The organism is Rhodovulum sp. DZ06 (assembly GCF_050586345.1).
Lineage (GTDB): Bacteria > Pseudomonadota > Alphaproteobacteria > Rhodobacterales > Rhodobacteraceae > JBOCEF01.
In genome coordinates this window covers 41,955-59,084 of the sequence record NZ_JBOCEF010000017.1, presented here as the reverse complement: position 1 = coordinate 59,084, position 17,130 = coordinate 41,955, and the positions used below count along the sequence as shown (strand labels likewise).

Sequence of the window (17,130 nt, the reverse complement as noted above, 5' to 3'; positions counted from 1 at the left end):
CCCCCTCAGGCCGCCGCCGGGGCGGGCAGGGGGCCCGCGGCGGCCTTCGCCCCGCGCGCCGCCGCCTTCTCGGCCCCGCCGTCGATCAGCCGCCGCCGCAGCCGGGTCGAGACCGCGTCCATCACCGAGACCAGCGCGATGGTCAGCGCCACGATCCAGGCCGTGTTCTCCCAGTCGCGCGAGGTGCGCATGGTCTCGACCAGCATCAGCCCGATGCCGCCCGCGCCCAGCGCGCCGATCACCGTGGCGGAGCGCACGTTGGATTCGAGGTAATAGAGCCCCTGGCTGACGAACACCGGCGCGATCTGCGGCAGCACGCCGTAGCGCCATTTCTGCAGCCGCGTCGCGCCCGCGGCGTGGACGCCCTCGATCTGCTTCTCGTCCACGTTCTCCAGCGCCTCAGAGAACAGCTTGCCCAGCGTGCCGGTGTCGGTGAAGGCGATGGCCAGCGCGCCGGTGAGCGGCCCGAGCCCGAAGGCCCGGATGAAGATCAGCGACCAGATCAGCATGTCGATGCCGCGCAGCAGGTCGAACAGCCGCCGCACCGCGAAGCGCACGGTCCCCGAGGGCGAGAAGTTGCGCGCCGCCAGCGCCGCCAGCGGCAGCGCCACGAAGGCCGCGGTCAGCGTGCCCAGCACCGCCATCATCAGCGTCTCGAACACCGCCACGAACACCGCCCGGTGCTGCCATTCCTGGTTGCCGAGGAACTCCTGCACCATGAACCAGGCGTTGGACATCCCCGGCTCGATCCGGTCGGCGGAGAGCGCCAGCGCCGCCAGCTCGCCCCAGCCCAGCCCCTGCAGGGGCGAGCGGAAGTCGAACCAGAAATGCTCCCAGCCGAAATGGAACCGGTGCAGCTCGATCTTGGCGCGCGAGACCTGCGCGCGCGGGCCCATCGGCGTGCGCGCGTCCAGCTTGTTGCCGCGCACGATCAGCCAGTCGGGGACCGGCCCCGCGGGCAGGACCGTCTCGACGCCCGCGGCGGAGGCGGTCGCGGTGATCTCGCCATAACCCGGCACGAAGAGGGCCAGCGTCTTGCCGTCGATCCGCGCGCGCACCCCGTTCCCGAGATCGGCCTGCGCAACGTTCCCGTCGACCTGCGCCCAGACCGGCAGGGCCGCGGGGTCGTAGGTCGCGAGGCGCTCGCCCTCCACCGCCACCTCGATGCCGCCGCGGCGCAGGTCCGCGGTTACGTGGGTCTTGTAGGACACCGCGTCGGAGGCGAGGATCGCGGCGCGCTCGGGGCGGGATTTCTCGATCAGCCCCGGCACGTCGAAGGCGACCCAGGCATAGCCGAGATAGACCAGCGCCAGCGCCGGGAAGCCGATGGTCAGCAGCGACCGGCGGCGGATGCGCCCGCGCGCGGCATCGGGCCCGGCGCCGACCTCGTCCCCCGCGCCGCGGGTCAGCCGCCCCCGCGCCCAGGAGCTGAACTGGTCGATCACGAAGATCGAGGCGAGCAGCAGCACGAACAGCGCCATCGTCTCGTCGCCCGACCCCTTGCCCCAGCCGATGGTGCGCCGAAGCTCGGTGCCGATGCCGCCCGCGCCGACGAAGCCCAGGATGGCCGAGGCGCGCACGTTGATCTCCAGCCGCAGCAGGAAATAGCTCAGCCAGTTCGGCGCCGCCTGCGGCAGCAGCCCGAAGCGGATGCGCTGCAGCCAGGAGGCGCCCCCGGCGGACAGCCCTTCAAGCGGCCCCTGCGCGGCGTTCTCGTTCACCTCGGCGAAGAGCTTGCCCAGCGCGCCCGCGGTATGGAAGGCGACCGCGATCATCGCCGGGACCGGAGAGCCGCCGAGCACGTAGATCAGGAACAGCGCCAGGATCAGCTCGGGGAAGGCGCGCATCACGTCCATGGTGCGGCGGGTGGCCGAGACCAGCCAGCCCGGCGCCCCCAGCCCGCGCGTCGCGGCCAGCGAGAGCGCCACCGCCGCAGCCCCGCCCAGCAGGGTCGCGGTCAGGGCGATGTTCAGCGTCTCGAGCAGGGCGGGCAGGAAGCGGACCAGCAGCCCCGGGAAGCCCGCGCGCTTCTCCCACGCCTCGGCCAACAGGGCGGCGGGATAGTCGAAGAACAGCGGCAGACCCGACAGGAACCCGCCCGAGTTCATCTCGTTGGAGACGTCGTAGCCCGAGACGAGGACCGCGAGGATCAGCAGCGCGCCGAACAGGGTGTAGAGGCGGCGGCGGCGGGCGAGGTCCAGCGCCGCGTGCGTCAGGGCGGCGGTGCGCGCGCCGGTTCGGTCGTCTGCGTCGGCCATGCGAGGGGGTCTCCGGGACATGCGGGCCGGGCGCGGCGGGATGCGCCCGGGCCGCCTGCACGCGCGGCCCGCGGCCGGGAAGCGGCGGCGCGGGGGGGCGGCGGGCGATGAAGGGAAGAAGGGGCGGCGGGCCGATACGCGCCCGCCGGTCATACGCGGCGCGGCCCCGGACGCGCGTCCGGGGCCGCTTTTTCCGACCGGGAGGCGATCAGTTCATCGACTTGAGGCGGCGCGCCTCCACGATGGCCTCGTAGGCGTCATGGGTGATCGGCATGAAGCCCTTGGCGTCGCCCGACAGCACGCCGTAGGCGCAGTCCGGGTCCATCGAGGGCAGGGTGCCCCACAGCGCCACGGTCTTGAACTTCACGTCCGCGGGCAGGGTCTTGCGCAGCACCACCGGGCCCTCGGGGATGACGGGGGAGCGCCAGATCTCGCGGATCTCGGTCATGTCCACCAGGCCCGCGTCGGCGGCCTTGCGCAGGGCGCCCGAGTTGTAGCCGTCTTCCCATTCGCCGAGGCCGTCGGCCCAGGTCACGCCCGCGTCGAAATCGCCGTTGAACACGCCGACGATGGTCTGCTCATGCCCGCCCGAGAATTTCACGTCGCCGAAATACTCGCCCGGCTTCATGGAATACCCGGCCTTGGGGATCTCGATCGACGGGATCAGGTAGCCCGAGGTGGAGTTCGGATCGCCGAAGGCGAAGGCCTTGCCTTCCATGTCGGCCAGCGATTCGACGCCGGAGTCGTTGCGCGCGAAGCCGATCGAGTAATAGCCGTAGCCGCCGTCGACATTGACCTTCACCAGCGCCGGCTCGACCGCCTCGGGGTCCGACAGGTAGACCTTGGCGTAGCCCGAGGCGCCCAGCCACGCGACGTCGAGATTGCCGCCCAGCAGGCCCTCGATCACGCCGTTGTAGTCGGCCGGGGCGTAGAGCTTCACCGGAACCCCGAGCTGCGCCTCGGTCTTCTCGCGCAGGCACTCATAGGCGCGCAGGCGGTCCGAGGCGTTCTCGCCGCCGAGGATGCCGATGCGGAATTCGGTGATGCCGTCGGCCGCGAGGGCGGGGGCGGAGACGGCGGACCCGGCGAGGGCCAGCGCGAAGGCGGCGTAAGCGGTGCGTTTCATTGGATCGCTCCTGGGGTTGGGATGTGGGGTGTGCCGGGCCCGGGATCGGGACCGCGCATGGGATCACGGATTTCGGAAAAGACCCCGCGCGCGCGGCGCCCCCGGCCCCGGGGCGCGCCGCGCGGCGGGAAGGGGGATCAGGCGGTCGCGCCCGCCTGCACCTGGCGCGCGGCGAGGGAGGCCTGCGCGGCCAGCGCGTCGATGGAGGTGGAGGTGGCGGCCTCCGAGAACTCCGCCCCCGCGCCGTAGATGTCGCGCGCGGCGCCCTCGGTCAGCTGCTCGGCGGTCCCGTCGAACACGATGCGCCCGTCGCGCATCCCGATGATGCGGTCGCAGTACCGGCGGGCGGTGTCGAGCGTGTGCAGGTTGCACATCACCGTCAGCCCGTCCTCCTCGTGGATCGCGCGCAGGGCGTCCATCACCCGGGTGGCGTTGAGCGGGTCGAGCGAGGCGATGGGTTCATCCGCCAGCACCAGTTTCGGGCGCTGCATCAGGGCGCGGGCGATGGCCACGCGCTGCTGCTGGCCGCCGGACAGGGCCTCGGCGCGCTTGAGGGCGTGCTCGGCGATGCCCAGACGTTCGAGCGTGGTGATCGCGTCGCGGATGTCCTGGTCGGGGAACACGTTGAACAGGGACCGCAGGGCGCCGTGGTCGTTGACCCGGCCGAGCATCACGTTGGTGACGACGTCGAGCCGCGGGACCAGGTTGAACTGCTGGAAGATCATCGCGCAGTCGCGCCGCCAGCGGCGCAGGTCGGCGCCGCGCAGGGCGCGGATGTCCTCGCCCCCGACGACGATCTCGCCCTCGGACGCCTCGGTCAGCCGGTTGATCATCCGCAGCAGCGTCGACTTGCCGGCGCCGGAGCGGCCGATGACGCCGATCATCTGCGGGCGGTCCACGAGGATCGTGGCCCGGTCCACCGCCACGGCGTCTCCGAAGCGTTTGGTCAGCGCGTTGATCTTGATGAGCATGAAAGCGGGCCCCTGCGGTTGCGTTGCGGCGCGCACCATGGGGGCTGGCGTTGACGGGGGCGTCTCAGTTCCGTGTCAGTTCGGTAAATGTCGCGTTTCGGCTTTGTGACGGCGGCGCGCGCGCCTCAGAGCCCCTCGGGCGGCGCCTCGTCCCCGGTCAGCACCGACATCCGGTCGGTGCAGAACCAGGAGAGGGCATATTCCACCGGCCGCCCGTCCTCGGCCCGGTTCATGCTTTCGGCCAGCAGCGCCACGCCGCCTTCGGGCATCTGCAGGTGCCGCGCGATCAGCGCGCCGGGGCGGCCCGCGGTCATCCGCGTCCAGGCGCGGCGGTAGTCCTGCACCCCGCAGGCGGCCAGCGCTGCGGTCACGCCGCTTCCCGTGCGCAGCGCCTCGGGCAGGGCCGCCAGGCGCGCGGGGAACGTCATGCGCGAATGGATCACCGGCGCGCCGTCGGCCTCGGACAGCGATTCGACGGCATGCACCAGCTCCCCCTCCGCCAGCTCCAGCGCCAGCGCCTCGGCCCGGCTGGCGCGCACGGTCTCGAGGCCCAGCAGGCGGCGGCCATGGGCCCGGCCGATGGCGGCGATGTTGGCCGAGAAGCGCTGCCGCCCGCCGATGCGGTAGTCGATGCGCCCCTCGGTCACCATCGCCCCCGCGCCGCGGCGCACATGCACCATCCCCGCCTCGGCCAGGTCGCCAACGGCGCGGCGCAGGGTGTGGCGGTTCACCCCGAACCGCTCGGCCAGCGCGTGTTCCGAGGGCAGGCGTTCGCCCGGGCCCCAGCGGCCCTCGGCGATCTCGGTCGCCAGCTGGTCGCGGATCTGCAGCCACAGGGGCGCCCCGCCCGAGCGGGGGTCGAGGGGTGGCGGAGAGGTGTCGGAAGGGGGCATCGGTCGGATCCAGGCTCAGGGCCGCGCGGCGGGAAGGGCGGCGCTGCGCGTCATCAACATGTCACGCAGATCGGCTTGTGTGCGGCGCGGGAATCGCGCATGGTTTGTCTAGTTGTCTAGGAGTGTAGACAAGTGAATGAACCTGTCCAGCCCCAAGGGGCGCCCGAAAATCCTTCCTCCGCCGAGGCCCATCCCGACCCGGCCCGGGCCGCGCGCATGTCGGTGCTGGCCAAGGCCGATCCGGCGGCGCTCGCCGCGGCGATGGAGGCGCTGCCATCCCGGCCCGGCTTCACCTGGCTGCGCCGCCCCGAGCGGGGCGCGGTGATGGTCCGCGGCCGCGCCGGGGGAACCGGCGCGCCGTTCAATCTCGGCGAGATGACCGTGACCCGCTGCACCTTGCAGACCGAGGACGGCGCCGTCGGCCATGCCTGGGTCCCGGGCCGCGACGCGACGCATGCCGAGGCCGCGGCGCTGGCCGACGCCATGGCCCAGACGGACGCGGGCCCGCAGGTCGAGGCGCATGTCCTCGCCCCCCTGCGCGAAGCCGCCGAGGCCGCCGCCGCCGCCCGCGCGGGCAAGGCCGACGCCACGAAGGTGGAGTTCTTCACCATGGTTCGGGGAGACGACTGATGGCCCATGCCGCCGCCGCCCTGTCGGGGGGCTTCGACGACCCCGCCGCCCAGTCCTCGCGCGCCTTCCGGGTGATCCTGGGCGCCATGGCGGCTCCCGGGACCATCGGGCGGGCCGAGGGCGCGGCGCCGCCCGCGCCGGTCTCCCCGGCCATGGGCCTCGTGGCGCTGACGCTCTGCGACGGGGGCACGCCGTGCTGGCTGTCCCCCGCGCTGGCCGCATCGGACTTCCCCGACTGGCTGCGCTTTCATTGCGGCGCGCCGGTGACCGACGACCGCGGGCAGGCCGCCTTCGCCTTCGGGGCGCCCGCCGAGCTGCTCCCCGCCGATTCCTGGCCGATGGGCGATCCCGAATACCCCGACCGCGGCGCCACGCTGGTGCTGGAGGTCCCGGGCTTCGACGGCGCCGAGGCGCGCCTCTCGGGCCCCGGCATCAAGGACGCGGCCGCGCTGCCCCTCGGGAACGCGGCTTCGGACATCGCCGCCCTGCGCGCCTTCAACGCCTACCCGCTGGGCCTCGACCTGATCCTCTGCGCCGGGGACCGCTTCGCGGCCCTGCCGCGCACCACCAAGCTGGAGGGCTGAGCCATGTATGTCGCGGTCAAGGGCGGCGAGAAGGCCATCGACGCGGCCCATGAATGGCTGGCCGAGGAGCGGCGGGGCGATCCCTCGCTCCCCGCCCTCAGCACCGAACAGATCGCCCAGCAGCTGGCGCTGAGCGTCGCGCGGGTGATGGCGGAAGGCTCGCTCTATGACGAGGCGCTGGCCGCGCTCGCCGTCAAGCAGTCCCGCGGGGACCTGGTGGAGGCGATCTTCCTGATCCGCGCCTATCGCACCACGCTGCCGCGCTTCGCCGCCACGCGCCCCATCGACACCGGCGCGATGCGGGCGGAACGCCGGATCTCGGCCACCTTCAAGGATGCGCCCGGGGGGCAGGTCCTCGGGCCGACCTTCGACTACACGCACCGGCTGCTGGACTTCGCGCTGGAGGCCGACGGCGAAATCCCGCCGCTGGCCGCCGCGCCCTCGGCCCCGCAGCCGAAACCACGCATCGCCGATTTCCTCGGGCAGGAGGGGCTGATGCAGGAGGAGCCGCGCAGCGACGCCGCGCCCCCCGACCTGACGCGCGAGCCGCTGGAGCTTCCCGCCTCCCGCGCCCTGCGCCTGCAGGCGCTGGCCCGCGGCGACGAGGGCTTCGCGCTGGCGCTCGCCTATTCCACCCAGCGCGGCTACGCCAATTCCCACGCCTTCGTGGGCGAGCTGCGCATCGGGCTGGTGGATGTGGAGGTCGACATCCCGGAACTGGGCTTCGCGGTGAACATCGCCGAGATCCGGGTGACGGAATGCGAGACGGTGAACAAGTTCGACGGCTCGAAGACCCAGCCGCCGCAATTCTCCCGCGGCTATGGCCTGACCATGGGCCATAACGAGCGCAAGGCCATTTCGATGGCCCTCGTCGACCGGGCGCTGCGCTGGAAGGAGATGGGCCAGGACTTCACCGGCGCCCCGGCGCAGGACGAGGAGTTCGTCCTCTCCCACATCGACAACATCCAGGCGAGCGGGTTCCTCGAGCATATCAAGCTGCCGCATTATGTGGACTTCCAGTCCGAGCTGGCCCTGGTGCGCAAGATGCGCGCCGAGGTGGAGGCCCGGGAGAGCCAGAGGGAGGCCGCAGAATGACCGCAACCAACACCCCGCTTCCGCCCTTGGACGCGCCGCTGCGCTGGTTCGTGGCCTTCTGGGAGGGCGAGAACGCGCAAGGGGTGCGCTTTCGCAACCAGGACCTCGTGCCCGCCGCCGCGGCGGGCGAGGTGGCGGACGCGATCCGCGCCTCCTGGGCCCGCATGGACGCGGACGCGATGGCCCGCGCCATGGCCGACGACCCGGAGATGACCGAGGAGGACTGGGAGAGCGGCGTCGGCACGGTGACGCTCGAAGACGCCGTGCCGGTGGCGACGCTGCCCGAGGTGCGCGCGCTGTCCGAACCCCTGGCCGAGATGCTCGAGGACAACGATTTCGCCGCCGAGTTCGAAGAGGATGGCGGCCCCGACGTGATCAACGGCGAGACGGAGATCCTGGAGGGAAGCGGATGAGCGCGCCCTCAACCAAGAAGCACAAGGACCAGCCAGCCCAGCAGTCCGCGCCGAAGCGGGCCGGCGCGCAACGCCTCGCGCTCCTCCAGCAGCTCCACCGCCGCCGCGGCGTCCTCGCGCGCCTCGGGCGTGCGCTCCGGGTCGGCGGCGCGCAGGCGGGCGCGGGTCAGCACGTGGCGCTCCGCCGCCGCGCCCTTCGCCGGGCCCTTCGCGTTCTGGGCCTCCTCCCACAGGGACCCTCGCATCCGATCCTCCCCATCCACGCCATCCAGAGGTGGGCAAGATGACCGCCGCATACAACTTCGCCTATCTCGACGAGCAGACGAAACGCATGATCCGCCGCGCGCTTCTGAAGGCCGTGGCGATCCCGGGCTACCAGGTCCCCTTCGCCTCGCGCGAGATGCCGATGCCTTACGGCTGGGGCACCGGCGGCGTGCAGGTGACCGCCGCCACGCTGACGCCCGAGGACACGCTCAAGGTCATCGACCAGGGCGCGGACGACACCACCAACGCCGTCTCCATCCGCCGCTTCTTCCAGAAGACCGCCGGCGTCGCGGTGACCGAGGCCACCACCGAGGCGACCGTCATCCAGACCCGCCACCGCATCCCCGAGACGCCGATGGAGGAGGGGCAGATCCTCGTCTACCAGGTGCCGATCCCCGAGCCGCTGCGCTTCCTCGAGCCGCGGGAGGTGGAGACGCGCCGGATGCACGCGCTCGAGGATTACGGGCTGATGCATGTGAAGCTTTACGAGGACATCTCCCGCCACGGGCATATCGCCACCACCTACGCCTACCCGGTGGCGGTCGAGGGGCGCTACGTGATGGACCCCTCGCCGATCCCCAAGTTCGACAACCCGAAAATGTCCGGCGCGCCGTTCCTGCAGCTGTTCGGTGCGGGGCGGGAGCAGCGGATCTACGCGATCCCGCCCTATACCGAGGTCGTGAGCCTGGACTTCGAAGACCACCCCTTCGACCGCGGCCGCCCGGAAGGCGAATGCGCCCTGTGCGGCGAGGATGACGGGTATCTGGACGAGGTCATCACCGACGATGCGGGCGGGCGGATGTTCGTCTGCTCGGACACCGATCACTGCGCGCGGCGCCGGGCGGAGGGCCATGTCGGCCCCCTCGGCGTCCCCGCGCCCGAGGAGGACGCGGCATGAACGCGGTCCAGGACATCATCGAAACCACCGCGGGGGCGGCGGAACGCCCCCTCCTCTCCGTCCAGGGCCTGACCCGGCGCTACGGCGCGCGGATCGGCTGCGCGGACGTGTCCTTCGACCTCTGGCCCGGCGAGGTGCTGGGGATCGTGGGCGAGAGCGGCTCGGGCAAGTCGACGCTCCTCTCCGCCATCTCCGGCCAGGCCGAGGCGGATGAGGGCGCGGTGATCTATGACGACCGCGCCGACGGCCCGGTGGACGTGGCCCGCATGTCCGAGCCGCGCCGCCGCATGCTGATGCGCACCGACTGGGCCTTCGTGCACCAGAACCCGCGCGACGGCCTCCGGATGGGCGTCAGCGCCGGGGCCAATGTGGGCGAGCGGCTGATGGCCGTGGGCGCGCGCAATTACGGGAATATCCGCGCCGAGGCGCTGGACTGGCTCGACCGGGTGGAGATCGCGGGCGAGCGGATCGACGACCGGCCCGCGGCCTTCTCGGGCGGGATGCAGCAGCGGCTGCAGATCGCGCGCAACCTCGTGACCGGCCCGCGGCTGGCCTTCATGGACGAGCCCACCGGCGGCCTCGACGTGTCGGTGCAGGCGCGGCTCCTCGACCTGATCCGCGCGCTGGTGCGCGAGCTGGGGCTCTCGGCGATCATCGTCACGCATGATCTGGCCGTCGTGCGGCTGCTGGCCGACCGGCTGATGGTGATGAAATCGGGCCATGTCGTCGAGACGGGGCTGACCGACCAGGTGCTGGACGACCCGCAGCACCCCTATACCCAGCTGCTCGTCAGCTCGGTCCTGCAGGTGTGAACCCATGATCGAACTTGAGAACGTCGCCAAGACCTTCACGCTCCACGCCCAGGGCGGGAAGCGCATCGCGGTGATCCGCGGCGCGGGCTTCACCGTCGCGCCCGGGGAATGCGTGGCCCTCACCGGCCCGTCGGGGGCGGGGAAATCCACGCTGATGCGGATGATCTGGGGCAATTACCTGGCCGAGGGCGGGCGCATCGCGGTCTGCGGCCAGGAGGTCTCGGGCGCCGATCCGCGCGCCGTCCTGAACCTGCGCCGCACCGCGATGGGCTACGTGAGCCAGTTCCTGCGCGTCACCCCCCGCACCCCGACCCTGACGGTCGTCGCCGAGCCGCTGATGGCCCAGGGCGCGTCGCGCGAGGCGGCCGAGGCGCGGGCGAGGGACCTCCTCTCCCGCCTCAACGTCCCCGAGGCGCTGTGGGAGCTTTCGCCCATGACCTTCTCGGGCGGCGAGCAGCAGCGGGTGAACATCGCCCGCGGCTTCGTCGCCCGGCGCAAGGCGCTGCTGCTCGATGAGCCCACCGCCAGCCTCGACCCGATGAACCGCGCCGTGGTGCTGGGGCTGATCGAGGAGGCGAAGGAAGGCGGGGCCGCGGTGCTCGGCATCTTCCACGACGCCGCCGCCCGCGCGCAGGTCTGTGACCGCGAGGTCGACGTGGGCGCCTTCGCGCCGGGCGCCCCGGGGGCGGCTGCATGACCGCGACGCCCGCATCGACGGGGCAGGGCGCGCGCGCCCGCGGGGTGCTGCACCTCGTGGCCGGGCCGTCCGGCTCCGGCAAGGACAGCCTGATGGAGGCCGCCCGCGCCGCGCGGCCCGACATCCTGTTCCCCCGCCGCACCATCACCCGCGAGGCGGACGCGGGGGGCGAGGACCACATCCCCGCCACCCGTGCCGAGTTCGAGGCGGCGGAGGCGGCGGGCCGCTTCGCGCTGTCCTGGCGGGCCCATGGCCTCGCCTACGGCATCCCGCTCGGCATCGAGGCGGCGCTGTCGGCGGGCCGCCATGTCTGCGTCAACGTCTCCCGCGCCGCGATCCCCGAGGCGCGGGCGCGCTTCGCGCCGATCCGGGCGCTGATCGTCACCGCCCCGGCGGATGTCCTCGCCCGCCGCCTCGCCGCCCGCGGGCGCGAGCCGGAAGAGGAGGTCGCCCGCCGCCTCGCCCGCGCCGCCTATGCCGTGCCGGACGCGCCCGAGCTTGCCATGATCGCCAACGACTCCACCCTTGAAGAGGGGGCCGCGCGGTTCCTCGCCGCCCTCGCCCCCGCGCCCACCGAAGACGCCGCCCGAAAGGAAGACGCATGACCGTCCATCAGAAGGCCGCCGCCGCGGGCGGCCCCGTGTCCGCCGAGGCCATCGCCGGCGGCGACGCCGTCTTCGCCAACGCAAGCGTGGTGCTGGCGGGCGAGGTGATCGCGGGCTCGGTCCGGGTCGAGAACGGCCGCATCGTGGAGGTGGCCCCCGGCCCCTGCGCCGTGCCGGGCGCGCTCGACATGGGGGGCGATCTGCTGGCCCCGGGGCTGGTGGAGCTGCATACCGACAACCTCGAGCGCCATCTGCAGCCGCGGCCCGGCGTCCACTGGCCGCTGCCCGCCGCGGTGATCGCCCATGACGCCGAGCTCGCCTCGGTCGGCATCACCACCGTGTTCGACGCCCTGCGCGTCGGCTCGGTCGAAAGCTTCACCCGCGCGAATTACTCGAAATACGCCCGCGGGCTGGCGGATGAGATCATCGGCCTGAAGCGCGCCGGGGCGCTGAAGATCAGCCATTTCCTGCACCTGCGGGCCGAGATCTGCTCCGAGACGCTGCTGGCCGAGATGGACGAGTTCGGCCCCGAGGATGACGTGCGCATCGTCTCCTTGATGGACCACACCCCGGGGCAGCGGCAGTTCCGCGACCTCTCCAAGCTGCGCCAGTATCACGAGGGCAAGTACGGGAGCGGCGGCGGCTTTGATTTCGACGAATACGTGGCCTTCCTGGTGGAGCTGAAGTCCCGCATGGGTGAGAGCCACGAGGACGGCGCGGTGGAGCGCGCGCGGGGCTATGGCGCGGTGATCGCGAGCCACGACGACACCGATCCCGCGCATGTCGCGGTCTCGGCCCGCCAGGGCTGCAAGGTGGCCGAGTTCCCCACCACGCTCGAGGCCGCCCGCGCCTGCCGCGAGGCCGGGATCGCGGTGATGATGGGCGCGCCGAACCTGCTGCGCGGGGGGTCCCATTCCGGCAACGTCGCGGCGCAGGATCTGCTGGACGAGGGGCTGCTGGACATCTTCAGCTCGGACTATGCGCCCGCCTCCTTGCTGATGGCCGCGGTGCGGATGGGGCGCGAGGGCGGCGACATGGCCGCGGGCCTGCGCACGGTGACCGCCGCCCCCGCGCAGGCGACCGGGCTGGCGGATCGGGGCGAGATCGCGCCGGGGCTGCGCGCGGACCTGGTGCGGATCAACACGGCCCATGCCGCCCCGGCGGTGCGCGGGGTGTGGATCGCGGGGACGCGGCAGGGCTGACGCTCCGGCGCGGCCTGTCCGGTCGAGGGCGCCCGGCGGCGCAGCCGGTTTCGGTCGCGAATGGGGGGGCATGGCCTCCCTGGGCGGGCGAAAGGGCCCCCGTTTCGCCGGGTGCGGGCGGGCTCGGGGGGCAGGCCCCCGCTCGCCCGCCCGCGCCGCGCCACCGGACGCCGCGCCCCTGGCTCGGGGCGGGACCGGCGCGGCGGTCCGTACCGCGCCCCTTGCCGCCATCCCCCGGCCGGGCGAGGCTGGCGGCCCCCTTTGCCGGAGATCCGCCATGCCCGCGCCATCCCTGTCTTGCATCGACCATTTCGTGCTGACCGTCGCGTCGATCGACGCGGCCTGCGCCTTCTACCGCGACGCGCTGGGCATGGAGGTCGAGCGGTTCGCGGCCGCGGACGGAACCACCCGCACCGCGCTGCGCTTCGGCGCCCAGAAGATCAACCTTCACCAGGCGGGGGCCGAGTTCGACCCCAAGGCCCTGCGCCCCACCCCCGGCTCGGGCGATTTCTGCCTCGTCTCCGACGCGCCGACCGGGGCCTGGCAGGCGCATTTCCACGCGCTGGGCGTCGCCATCGAGGACGGCCCGGTCAAGCGCACGGGCGCCCGCGGGCCGCTGGTCTCGCTCTATGTCCGCGACCCGGACGGGAACCTCGTGGAAATCGCGCGCCCCGCATAGGCCGCGCAAGGCGGCGTCAGCCCCGCCCGCGCTCCGCCGCCGCCAGCCGCAGGGCGGCCACGGCCTCGAGCCGGTCGCGCCGCCCGACCTCGCGCATCTGGGCGGCGACGTAATCAAGATGCGCCTCGACCGCCGCCTTCGCCGCCTCCGGGCGCCCCTCCACCACCGCGTCGCGGATCGCCCGGTGCTGGGCCAGCAGCGCCTCGCGCGTGGCGGCGAGGCTGAACAGCTTGTCGCGGTTGTAGAACACGCCGCGGCGCAGCAGTTCGAACATCGAGCGCATCATGTGCAGCATCACCACGTTATGCGCGGCCTCCACCACCGCCATGTGGAAATCGGCGTCGCGCCGGGCCTCCTCGTCATGGGCGCGGGCGGCATGGGCGGCCTCCATCCGCGCGAAGGCGGCGGCGATGGCGGCGCGGTCCGAGGGGGTGGCCTGCACCGCCGCCCGCTCCGCCGCCATGCCCTCGAGGTCGCGGCGGAAGGCGAGGTAGTCATAGAGCGCGAGGTCATGCGTGGCGAACAGCTCGATCAAGGGCGGCGCGAAGGCCGAGCCGAGCACCTCGGCCACGTAGACCCCGGCGCCGCGCCGGGTGCGCACCAGCCCGCGCCGCTCCAGCTCGGCCAGCGCCTCGCGCAGCGTGGGGCGCGAGACGTCGAGCGCGGCGGCCAGCTCCCGCTCCGGCGGCAGGCGTTCCCCGGGGCGCAGCACGCCCTGCAGGATCAGCTCCTCGACCTGGCGGATGACGGCGGCCGAGATCCGCTCGGGCGCGACCGGCGCGAAGGGGGAGCGCGGGGCCCCGGCCCCCGCGGGCAGGCCCGGGGGACCGGCGCCCGCGTCGGCGTCGGGGGCGGCGCCGGGCGCGGCGCCTGCGTCGGCGCCGGGCGCAGCGTCGGGCGGGGTGGCGTCGGCCTGGTCGGCGTCGGTCTGGTCGGCGTCGGCTTGGTCGGGCGCGTCGTCTGCGGTCATGGGCGGCCCCGGGCGGCAACGGTCGGCGGAATTGGTTCGCTGAGTTGACCAATAGCGCAGGCCGGGGGGCGGAGGGAAGCGCGGCAACCATTTGGTGACCCTGTTGGCCCATGCTTCGAAGCGTGGACGGGCTGCGCCGATGTCCCGCGGTCGCCCGGTTCGGGGCGGCCGCCTTGCGCGCGGGCCGCGGCGCGGGGCGCGCTCGGCGGACGGCGCCGGGAAGATGGTACCGCCGGGAAGATGGAACCGCCGGGAAAGATGGAACCGCCCGGGAAAGATGGAACCGCCGGGAAGATGGAACCGGCGGGAAAAGGGAACCGGATGACAGGGGAGGTCGCGGAAGGCGCGATGCAACAGATCGGCAGGACCATGCGCGGCCCGGGCCGCGCCGCCATACCGGCGCGGCGCGGGGCCGGGGCCGCAGGCGGGGGCGGGGCATGAGGGGGATGCGGATGCTCCCCCGCGCCGCGCTGCGCCTCGTCACCGTCGACGGCGCCCCCGTCGCGCCGCCCCCCCCGGCGCCGCCGCGCGTGGCGGGCGCCACGCCCGCCGCCGGGCTGCCGCCGCCGCAGGTGCAGGGGCGCGCGCAGGGCGGCATGCGCGACCTGCTGTGCCGCCCGCTGCGCGCGCCGCGCGACGGGGCGCGCGGCGACGGGGGCCTCGGCGACGAGGGCGCTTCGGATGGGGGCCCCGGCGACGGGGGGCCATTGAATGGCGTCCCATTGAATGGCGGCCCTGGAGGCGGGGCCCTGGACGACGGGCGCCGGGACGCGGCGCCGGGACGCGGGGCCTCCTCCGCCCGCCGGGCCGAGGGCGCCCGGCTCGCCGCCCTGCGCCCCGCGGCGGCCCGCGGCGGCGGTGGGAAGGCCGCGACGGCCCCCCGCGCAGCCGCCGCGCGCGCCGCGCCCGCAAGGGGCGATGCAGGGGGCGATGCAGGGGGCGATATCGGCCGGAATGACGCGCGCGCCGGGCGCCTGCTGCCGCGGCCCTGCATCGACGGCTTCGCGCTCCTCCCCGCGCTGGCGATCCACCATGACGGCGACCCCGGGGGGGTGCGCCTCGTGGCCGACGGCGCCGCGGGCTGGATCCTCGAGATCGCCGCCCCGGGCGCGAGCTATGTCAGCTTCGCCTTCTCGCCCGACCCGGCCGAGGTCGCCCCCGGCCCGGGACGGATCTGGCGGGCCAGCGCGGCGCTCTCGCTCTCGCCCCTGCCGGGGGCGGAGGAGGTGTCGGGCCTCGAGCATGGCTGGATGCGGCTGAACGCGGCGATGCCGGGCCGCAGGCCGCGGGCGGCGGTGCGCGACGTCGGCTATGCGGGCGGCCGGGCGGTGCGCGGCTTCGCCCCCGGCGCGCTGGGCGTGGCCGAGGACGGGCCCCCGCCGGAGGCGTTGTGGCTCGACGTCATCCTCGCCGCCCCGCGGGGGCTGCGGGTCGCGCTGCGGGGCGTGTGGCTGGAAAGCGCGCTGCGCCCGGGGATCTGAGCGGGGCGTGCGGGGCCGGGCCGGGCGGGGGGCGGCGCGTGCAAGCCGCCGCCGCCGCGCCGCGCCCTTGCCGCCGGGCGCCCGGGCTGACCGCGGCCGCGCGGCCCGTCAGTCCATCCCCAGCCGCGCCCGCGCCTTCACCCCGGCCCAGGATCCGGCCGCGCCGAAGACCATCCACCACGCGCCGTGCAGGCTCCCCGAGGTCAGCCCGCCGAGATAGGCGCCGATATTGCACCCATAAGCCAGCCGCGCGCCGTAGCCCATCAGCAGCCCGCCCGCCGCCGCCGTCAGCACGTCGCGCAGCCCGAGGCGCAGGCGCGGCGAGAACCGCCCCGCCGCCCCCGACGCCGCCAGCGCGCCCAGCATGATCCCGAGATTCATCACCGAGGTCGCGTCGCGCCAGATCGGCGCCGACAGCTGTTCCGCGCGCCAGCCGGACCAGTAGCTCCACCCCTCGGGCGCGAAGCCGAGCCCCTGCGCCGCCTTCGCGCCCCAGAGCGCGAAGCCCGCCGTCACCCCCCAGGGGCGGCCCAGCAGCGCGAAGCACCCCGCGCCCACCAGCGCCAGCGCCAGCGCGCCCGCGAGCAGGCTCCAGGGCCCGCGCAGGCCCGACCCGGCGGTCAGCGCCCCGAGGCCCTCGGCCCGCCCATGGGCCCGGCGCTCGGCCGCCCAGGACCAGGCCGCGACGGCGCCCAGCCCCGCCAGCAGCGCCGCCAGCCCGCCCAGGGCCCCGAGCTCGGCCCGCAGCGACACCCCCGCCCGCGTGCGCGGCAGCGCGGCCCAGAAGTCCCAGTGCGCCGTCGCGATCACCGATCCGGCGACGAAGAAGACCAGCGTCACCCCCATCCGCGCCGAGCCGCCCCCGGCGGTGTAGAGCGTGCCGGAGGCGCAGCCGCCGCCCAGCTGCATGCCCAGCCCGAACATCGCCGCCCCGAGCGCCGAGGCGAGGCCCATCGGCAGGATGTGGCCCCGCGCCGGGACCCCCGCCGCCGCGCCCCATTCCATCAACGGGAAGGACGCGCAGGCGATCAGCCCGATCAGCAGCATCTGCGCGCGCAGCCCCGCGCCCCTGCGCTCGCGCGTCATCGCCCGCCAGCCCGCGGTGAAGCCGAACCGCGCGTGGTAGAGCGCGACCCCCGCCAGCGCCCCGAGCCCGGCGGCGTGGAACCCGGTCGCCCCCTGCGCCTCCCCCGCCAGGGCGGCGAGCGCGGCCAGCAGCGCCGCGGCGGCCAGGACCGGCCCGCGCTGCGGCCGCGGCGCGGCGCCGGGCGGCGGGGCGGGGGCGGAGGACGGGGCGGCGGCGGGGGACGAGACCGGGGGCGCCGGGTCGGCGGGCGGGGACGGGGCTGAGATGGTCATGGCGGGCGTCCCGGCAGGCGCGGCGGCGGCGCGAAGAAGATGGGGCGGGCGAAGCGGCCCGGAAGCGGCCTGGAAGCCGCCCGGAGAAGACGGGGCGGAAGACGGGGCGGAAGACGCGGCCGGGCGAGGCGCGGCGCGCGCCGGACCGTGCGGGCCGGGCGCCGCTTGCCGAAGGATACGAAACCTGTCCCCG

At 74.3% G+C, this 17,130-nt stretch carries 18 protein-coding genes; 11 read left to right on the top strand and 7 right to left on the bottom strand.

Annotated features, from left to right (window positions below; genetic code table 11):
* Positions 1-5 precede the first annotated feature (5 nt).
* The 4 genes from phnE to phnF all read right to left on the bottom strand — a co-directional run bounded on the left by phnE (position 6) and on the right by phnF (position 5,248).
* Positions 6-2,258 carry a phosphonate ABC transporter, permease protein PhnE gene (gene phnE / locus ACQ5SO_RS09850; RefSeq protein WP_430941426.1) on the bottom strand — a complete coding sequence of 751 codons (2,253 nt, stop codon included), beginning with the start codon at positions 2,256-2,258 and terminating at the stop codon, positions 6-8.
* A gap of 208 nt (positions 2,259-2,466) precedes the next feature.
* On the bottom strand, positions 2,467-3,384 hold the full coding sequence (gene phnD, locus ACQ5SO_RS09845) for a phosphonate ABC transporter substrate-binding protein (protein ID WP_430941425.1): 918 nt from the start codon (positions 3,382-3,384) through the stop codon (positions 2,467-2,469).
* Between the two features lie 137 nt (positions 3,385-3,521).
* Positions 3,522-4,355, bottom strand: a complete 834-nt coding sequence (phnC, locus tag ACQ5SO_RS09840; protein ID WP_430941424.1) for a phosphonate ABC transporter ATP-binding protein — start codon at positions 4,353-4,355, stop codon at positions 3,522-3,524.
* A 125-nt stretch (positions 4,356-4,480) separates the two neighbouring features.
* A complete protein-coding gene (gene phnF, locus ACQ5SO_RS09835; protein WP_430941423.1) occupies positions 4,481-5,248 on the bottom strand; it encodes a phosphonate metabolism transcriptional regulator PhnF in 768 nt (255 codons plus the stop codon).
* A gap of 132 nt (positions 5,249-5,380) precedes the next feature.
* Between phnF and phnG the strand changes: the two genes are divergently transcribed.
* From phnG to ACQ5SO_RS09815, 4 genes are read left to right on the top strand one after another with little or no spacing between them, the layout of a single operon-like run.
* Positions 5,381-5,878 carry a phosphonate C-P lyase system protein PhnG gene (phnG, locus tag ACQ5SO_RS09830; protein WP_430941422.1) on the top strand — a complete coding sequence of 166 codons (498 nt, stop codon included), beginning with the start codon at positions 5,381-5,383 and terminating at the stop codon, positions 5,876-5,878.
* Positions 5,878-6,462 carry a phosphonate C-P lyase system protein PhnH gene (gene phnH, locus ACQ5SO_RS09825; RefSeq protein ID WP_430941421.1) on the top strand — a complete coding sequence of 195 codons (585 nt, stop codon included), beginning with the start codon at positions 5,878-5,880 and terminating at the stop codon, positions 6,460-6,462. Before phnG ends, phnH begins: the two co-directional genes overlap by 1 nt.
* 3 nt (positions 6,463-6,465) lie before the next feature.
* Positions 6,466-7,557 (top strand): carbon-phosphorus lyase complex subunit PhnI, encoded by a 1,092-nt coding sequence (locus ACQ5SO_RS09820; protein ID WP_430941420.1) that lies wholly within the window; start codon positions 6,466-6,468, stop codon positions 7,555-7,557.
* Positions 7,554-7,970, top strand: a complete 417-nt coding sequence (locus ACQ5SO_RS09815; RefSeq protein ID WP_430941419.1) for a hypothetical protein — start codon at positions 7,554-7,556, stop codon at positions 7,968-7,970. The genes ACQ5SO_RS09820 and ACQ5SO_RS09815 overlap by 4 nt, the downstream gene beginning before the upstream one ends.
* Positions 7,971-7,978: 8 nt before the next feature.
* Here ACQ5SO_RS09815 and ACQ5SO_RS09810 read toward each other — a convergent pair whose 3' ends face one another.
* Positions 7,979-8,215, bottom strand: coding sequence for a hypothetical protein (locus tag ACQ5SO_RS09810; RefSeq protein WP_430941418.1), 237 nt, complete (start codon positions 8,213-8,215; stop codon positions 7,979-7,981).
* Positions 8,216-8,253: 38 nt separating this feature from the next.
* On the opposite strand from ACQ5SO_RS09810, the gene ACQ5SO_RS09805 reads away from it, so the two are divergent.
* The 6 genes from ACQ5SO_RS09805 (at position 8,254) to ACQ5SO_RS09780 (ending at position 13,127) form a co-directional block, all read left to right on the top strand.
* Positions 8,254-9,132 (top strand): alpha-D-ribose 1-methylphosphonate 5-phosphate C-P-lyase PhnJ, encoded by an 879-nt coding sequence (locus ACQ5SO_RS09805; protein ID WP_430941417.1) that lies wholly within the window; start codon positions 8,254-8,256, stop codon positions 9,130-9,132.
* Positions 9,129-9,944, top strand: coding sequence for a phosphonate C-P lyase system protein PhnK (gene phnK / locus ACQ5SO_RS09800; protein WP_430941416.1), 816 nt, complete (start codon positions 9,129-9,131; stop codon positions 9,942-9,944). The genes ACQ5SO_RS09805 and phnK overlap by 4 nt, the downstream gene beginning before the upstream one ends.
* Positions 9,945-9,948: 4 nt before the next feature.
* On the top strand, positions 9,949-10,641 hold the full coding sequence (gene phnL / locus ACQ5SO_RS09795; RefSeq protein WP_430941415.1) for a phosphonate C-P lyase system protein PhnL: 693 nt from the start codon (positions 9,949-9,951) through the stop codon (positions 10,639-10,641).
* Entirely contained in the window at positions 10,638-11,246 is a 609-nt protein-coding gene (phnN, locus tag ACQ5SO_RS09790) for a phosphonate metabolism protein/1,5-bisphosphokinase (PRPP-forming) PhnN (RefSeq protein ID WP_430941414.1), read from the top strand. Before phnL ends, phnN begins: the two co-directional genes overlap by 4 nt.
* Positions 11,243-12,448, top strand: coding sequence for an alpha-D-ribose 1-methylphosphonate 5-triphosphate diphosphatase (locus ACQ5SO_RS09785; RefSeq protein ID WP_430941413.1), 1,206 nt, complete (start codon positions 11,243-11,245; stop codon positions 12,446-12,448). Before phnN ends, ACQ5SO_RS09785 begins: the two co-directional genes overlap by 4 nt.
* Before the next feature lie 277 nt (positions 12,449-12,725).
* On the top strand, positions 12,726-13,127 hold the full coding sequence (locus ACQ5SO_RS09780) for a VOC family protein (protein WP_430941412.1): 402 nt from the start codon (positions 12,726-12,728) through the stop codon (positions 13,125-13,127).
* Between the two features lie 16 nt (positions 13,128-13,143).
* On the opposite strand, the gene ACQ5SO_RS09775 is transcribed toward ACQ5SO_RS09780, so the two are convergent.
* Entirely contained in the window at positions 13,144-14,097 is a 954-nt protein-coding gene (locus tag ACQ5SO_RS09775; RefSeq protein ID WP_430941411.1) for an FCD domain-containing protein, read from the bottom strand.
* Between the two features lie 452 nt (positions 14,098-14,549).
* On the opposite strand from ACQ5SO_RS09775, the gene ACQ5SO_RS09770 reads away from it, so the two are divergent.
* Positions 14,550-15,578 (top strand): hypothetical protein, encoded by a 1,029-nt coding sequence (locus tag ACQ5SO_RS09770; RefSeq protein ID WP_430941410.1) that lies wholly within the window; start codon positions 14,550-14,552, stop codon positions 15,576-15,578.
* 108 nt (positions 15,579-15,686) lie between these two features.
* Here the strand turns inward: ACQ5SO_RS09770 and ACQ5SO_RS09765 are convergent, their stop codons facing one another.
* Positions 15,687-16,937, bottom strand: coding sequence for a YeeE/YedE family protein (locus ACQ5SO_RS09765; protein ID WP_430941409.1), 1,251 nt, complete (start codon positions 16,935-16,937; stop codon positions 15,687-15,689).
* Positions 16,938-17,130 lie beyond the last annotated feature (193 nt).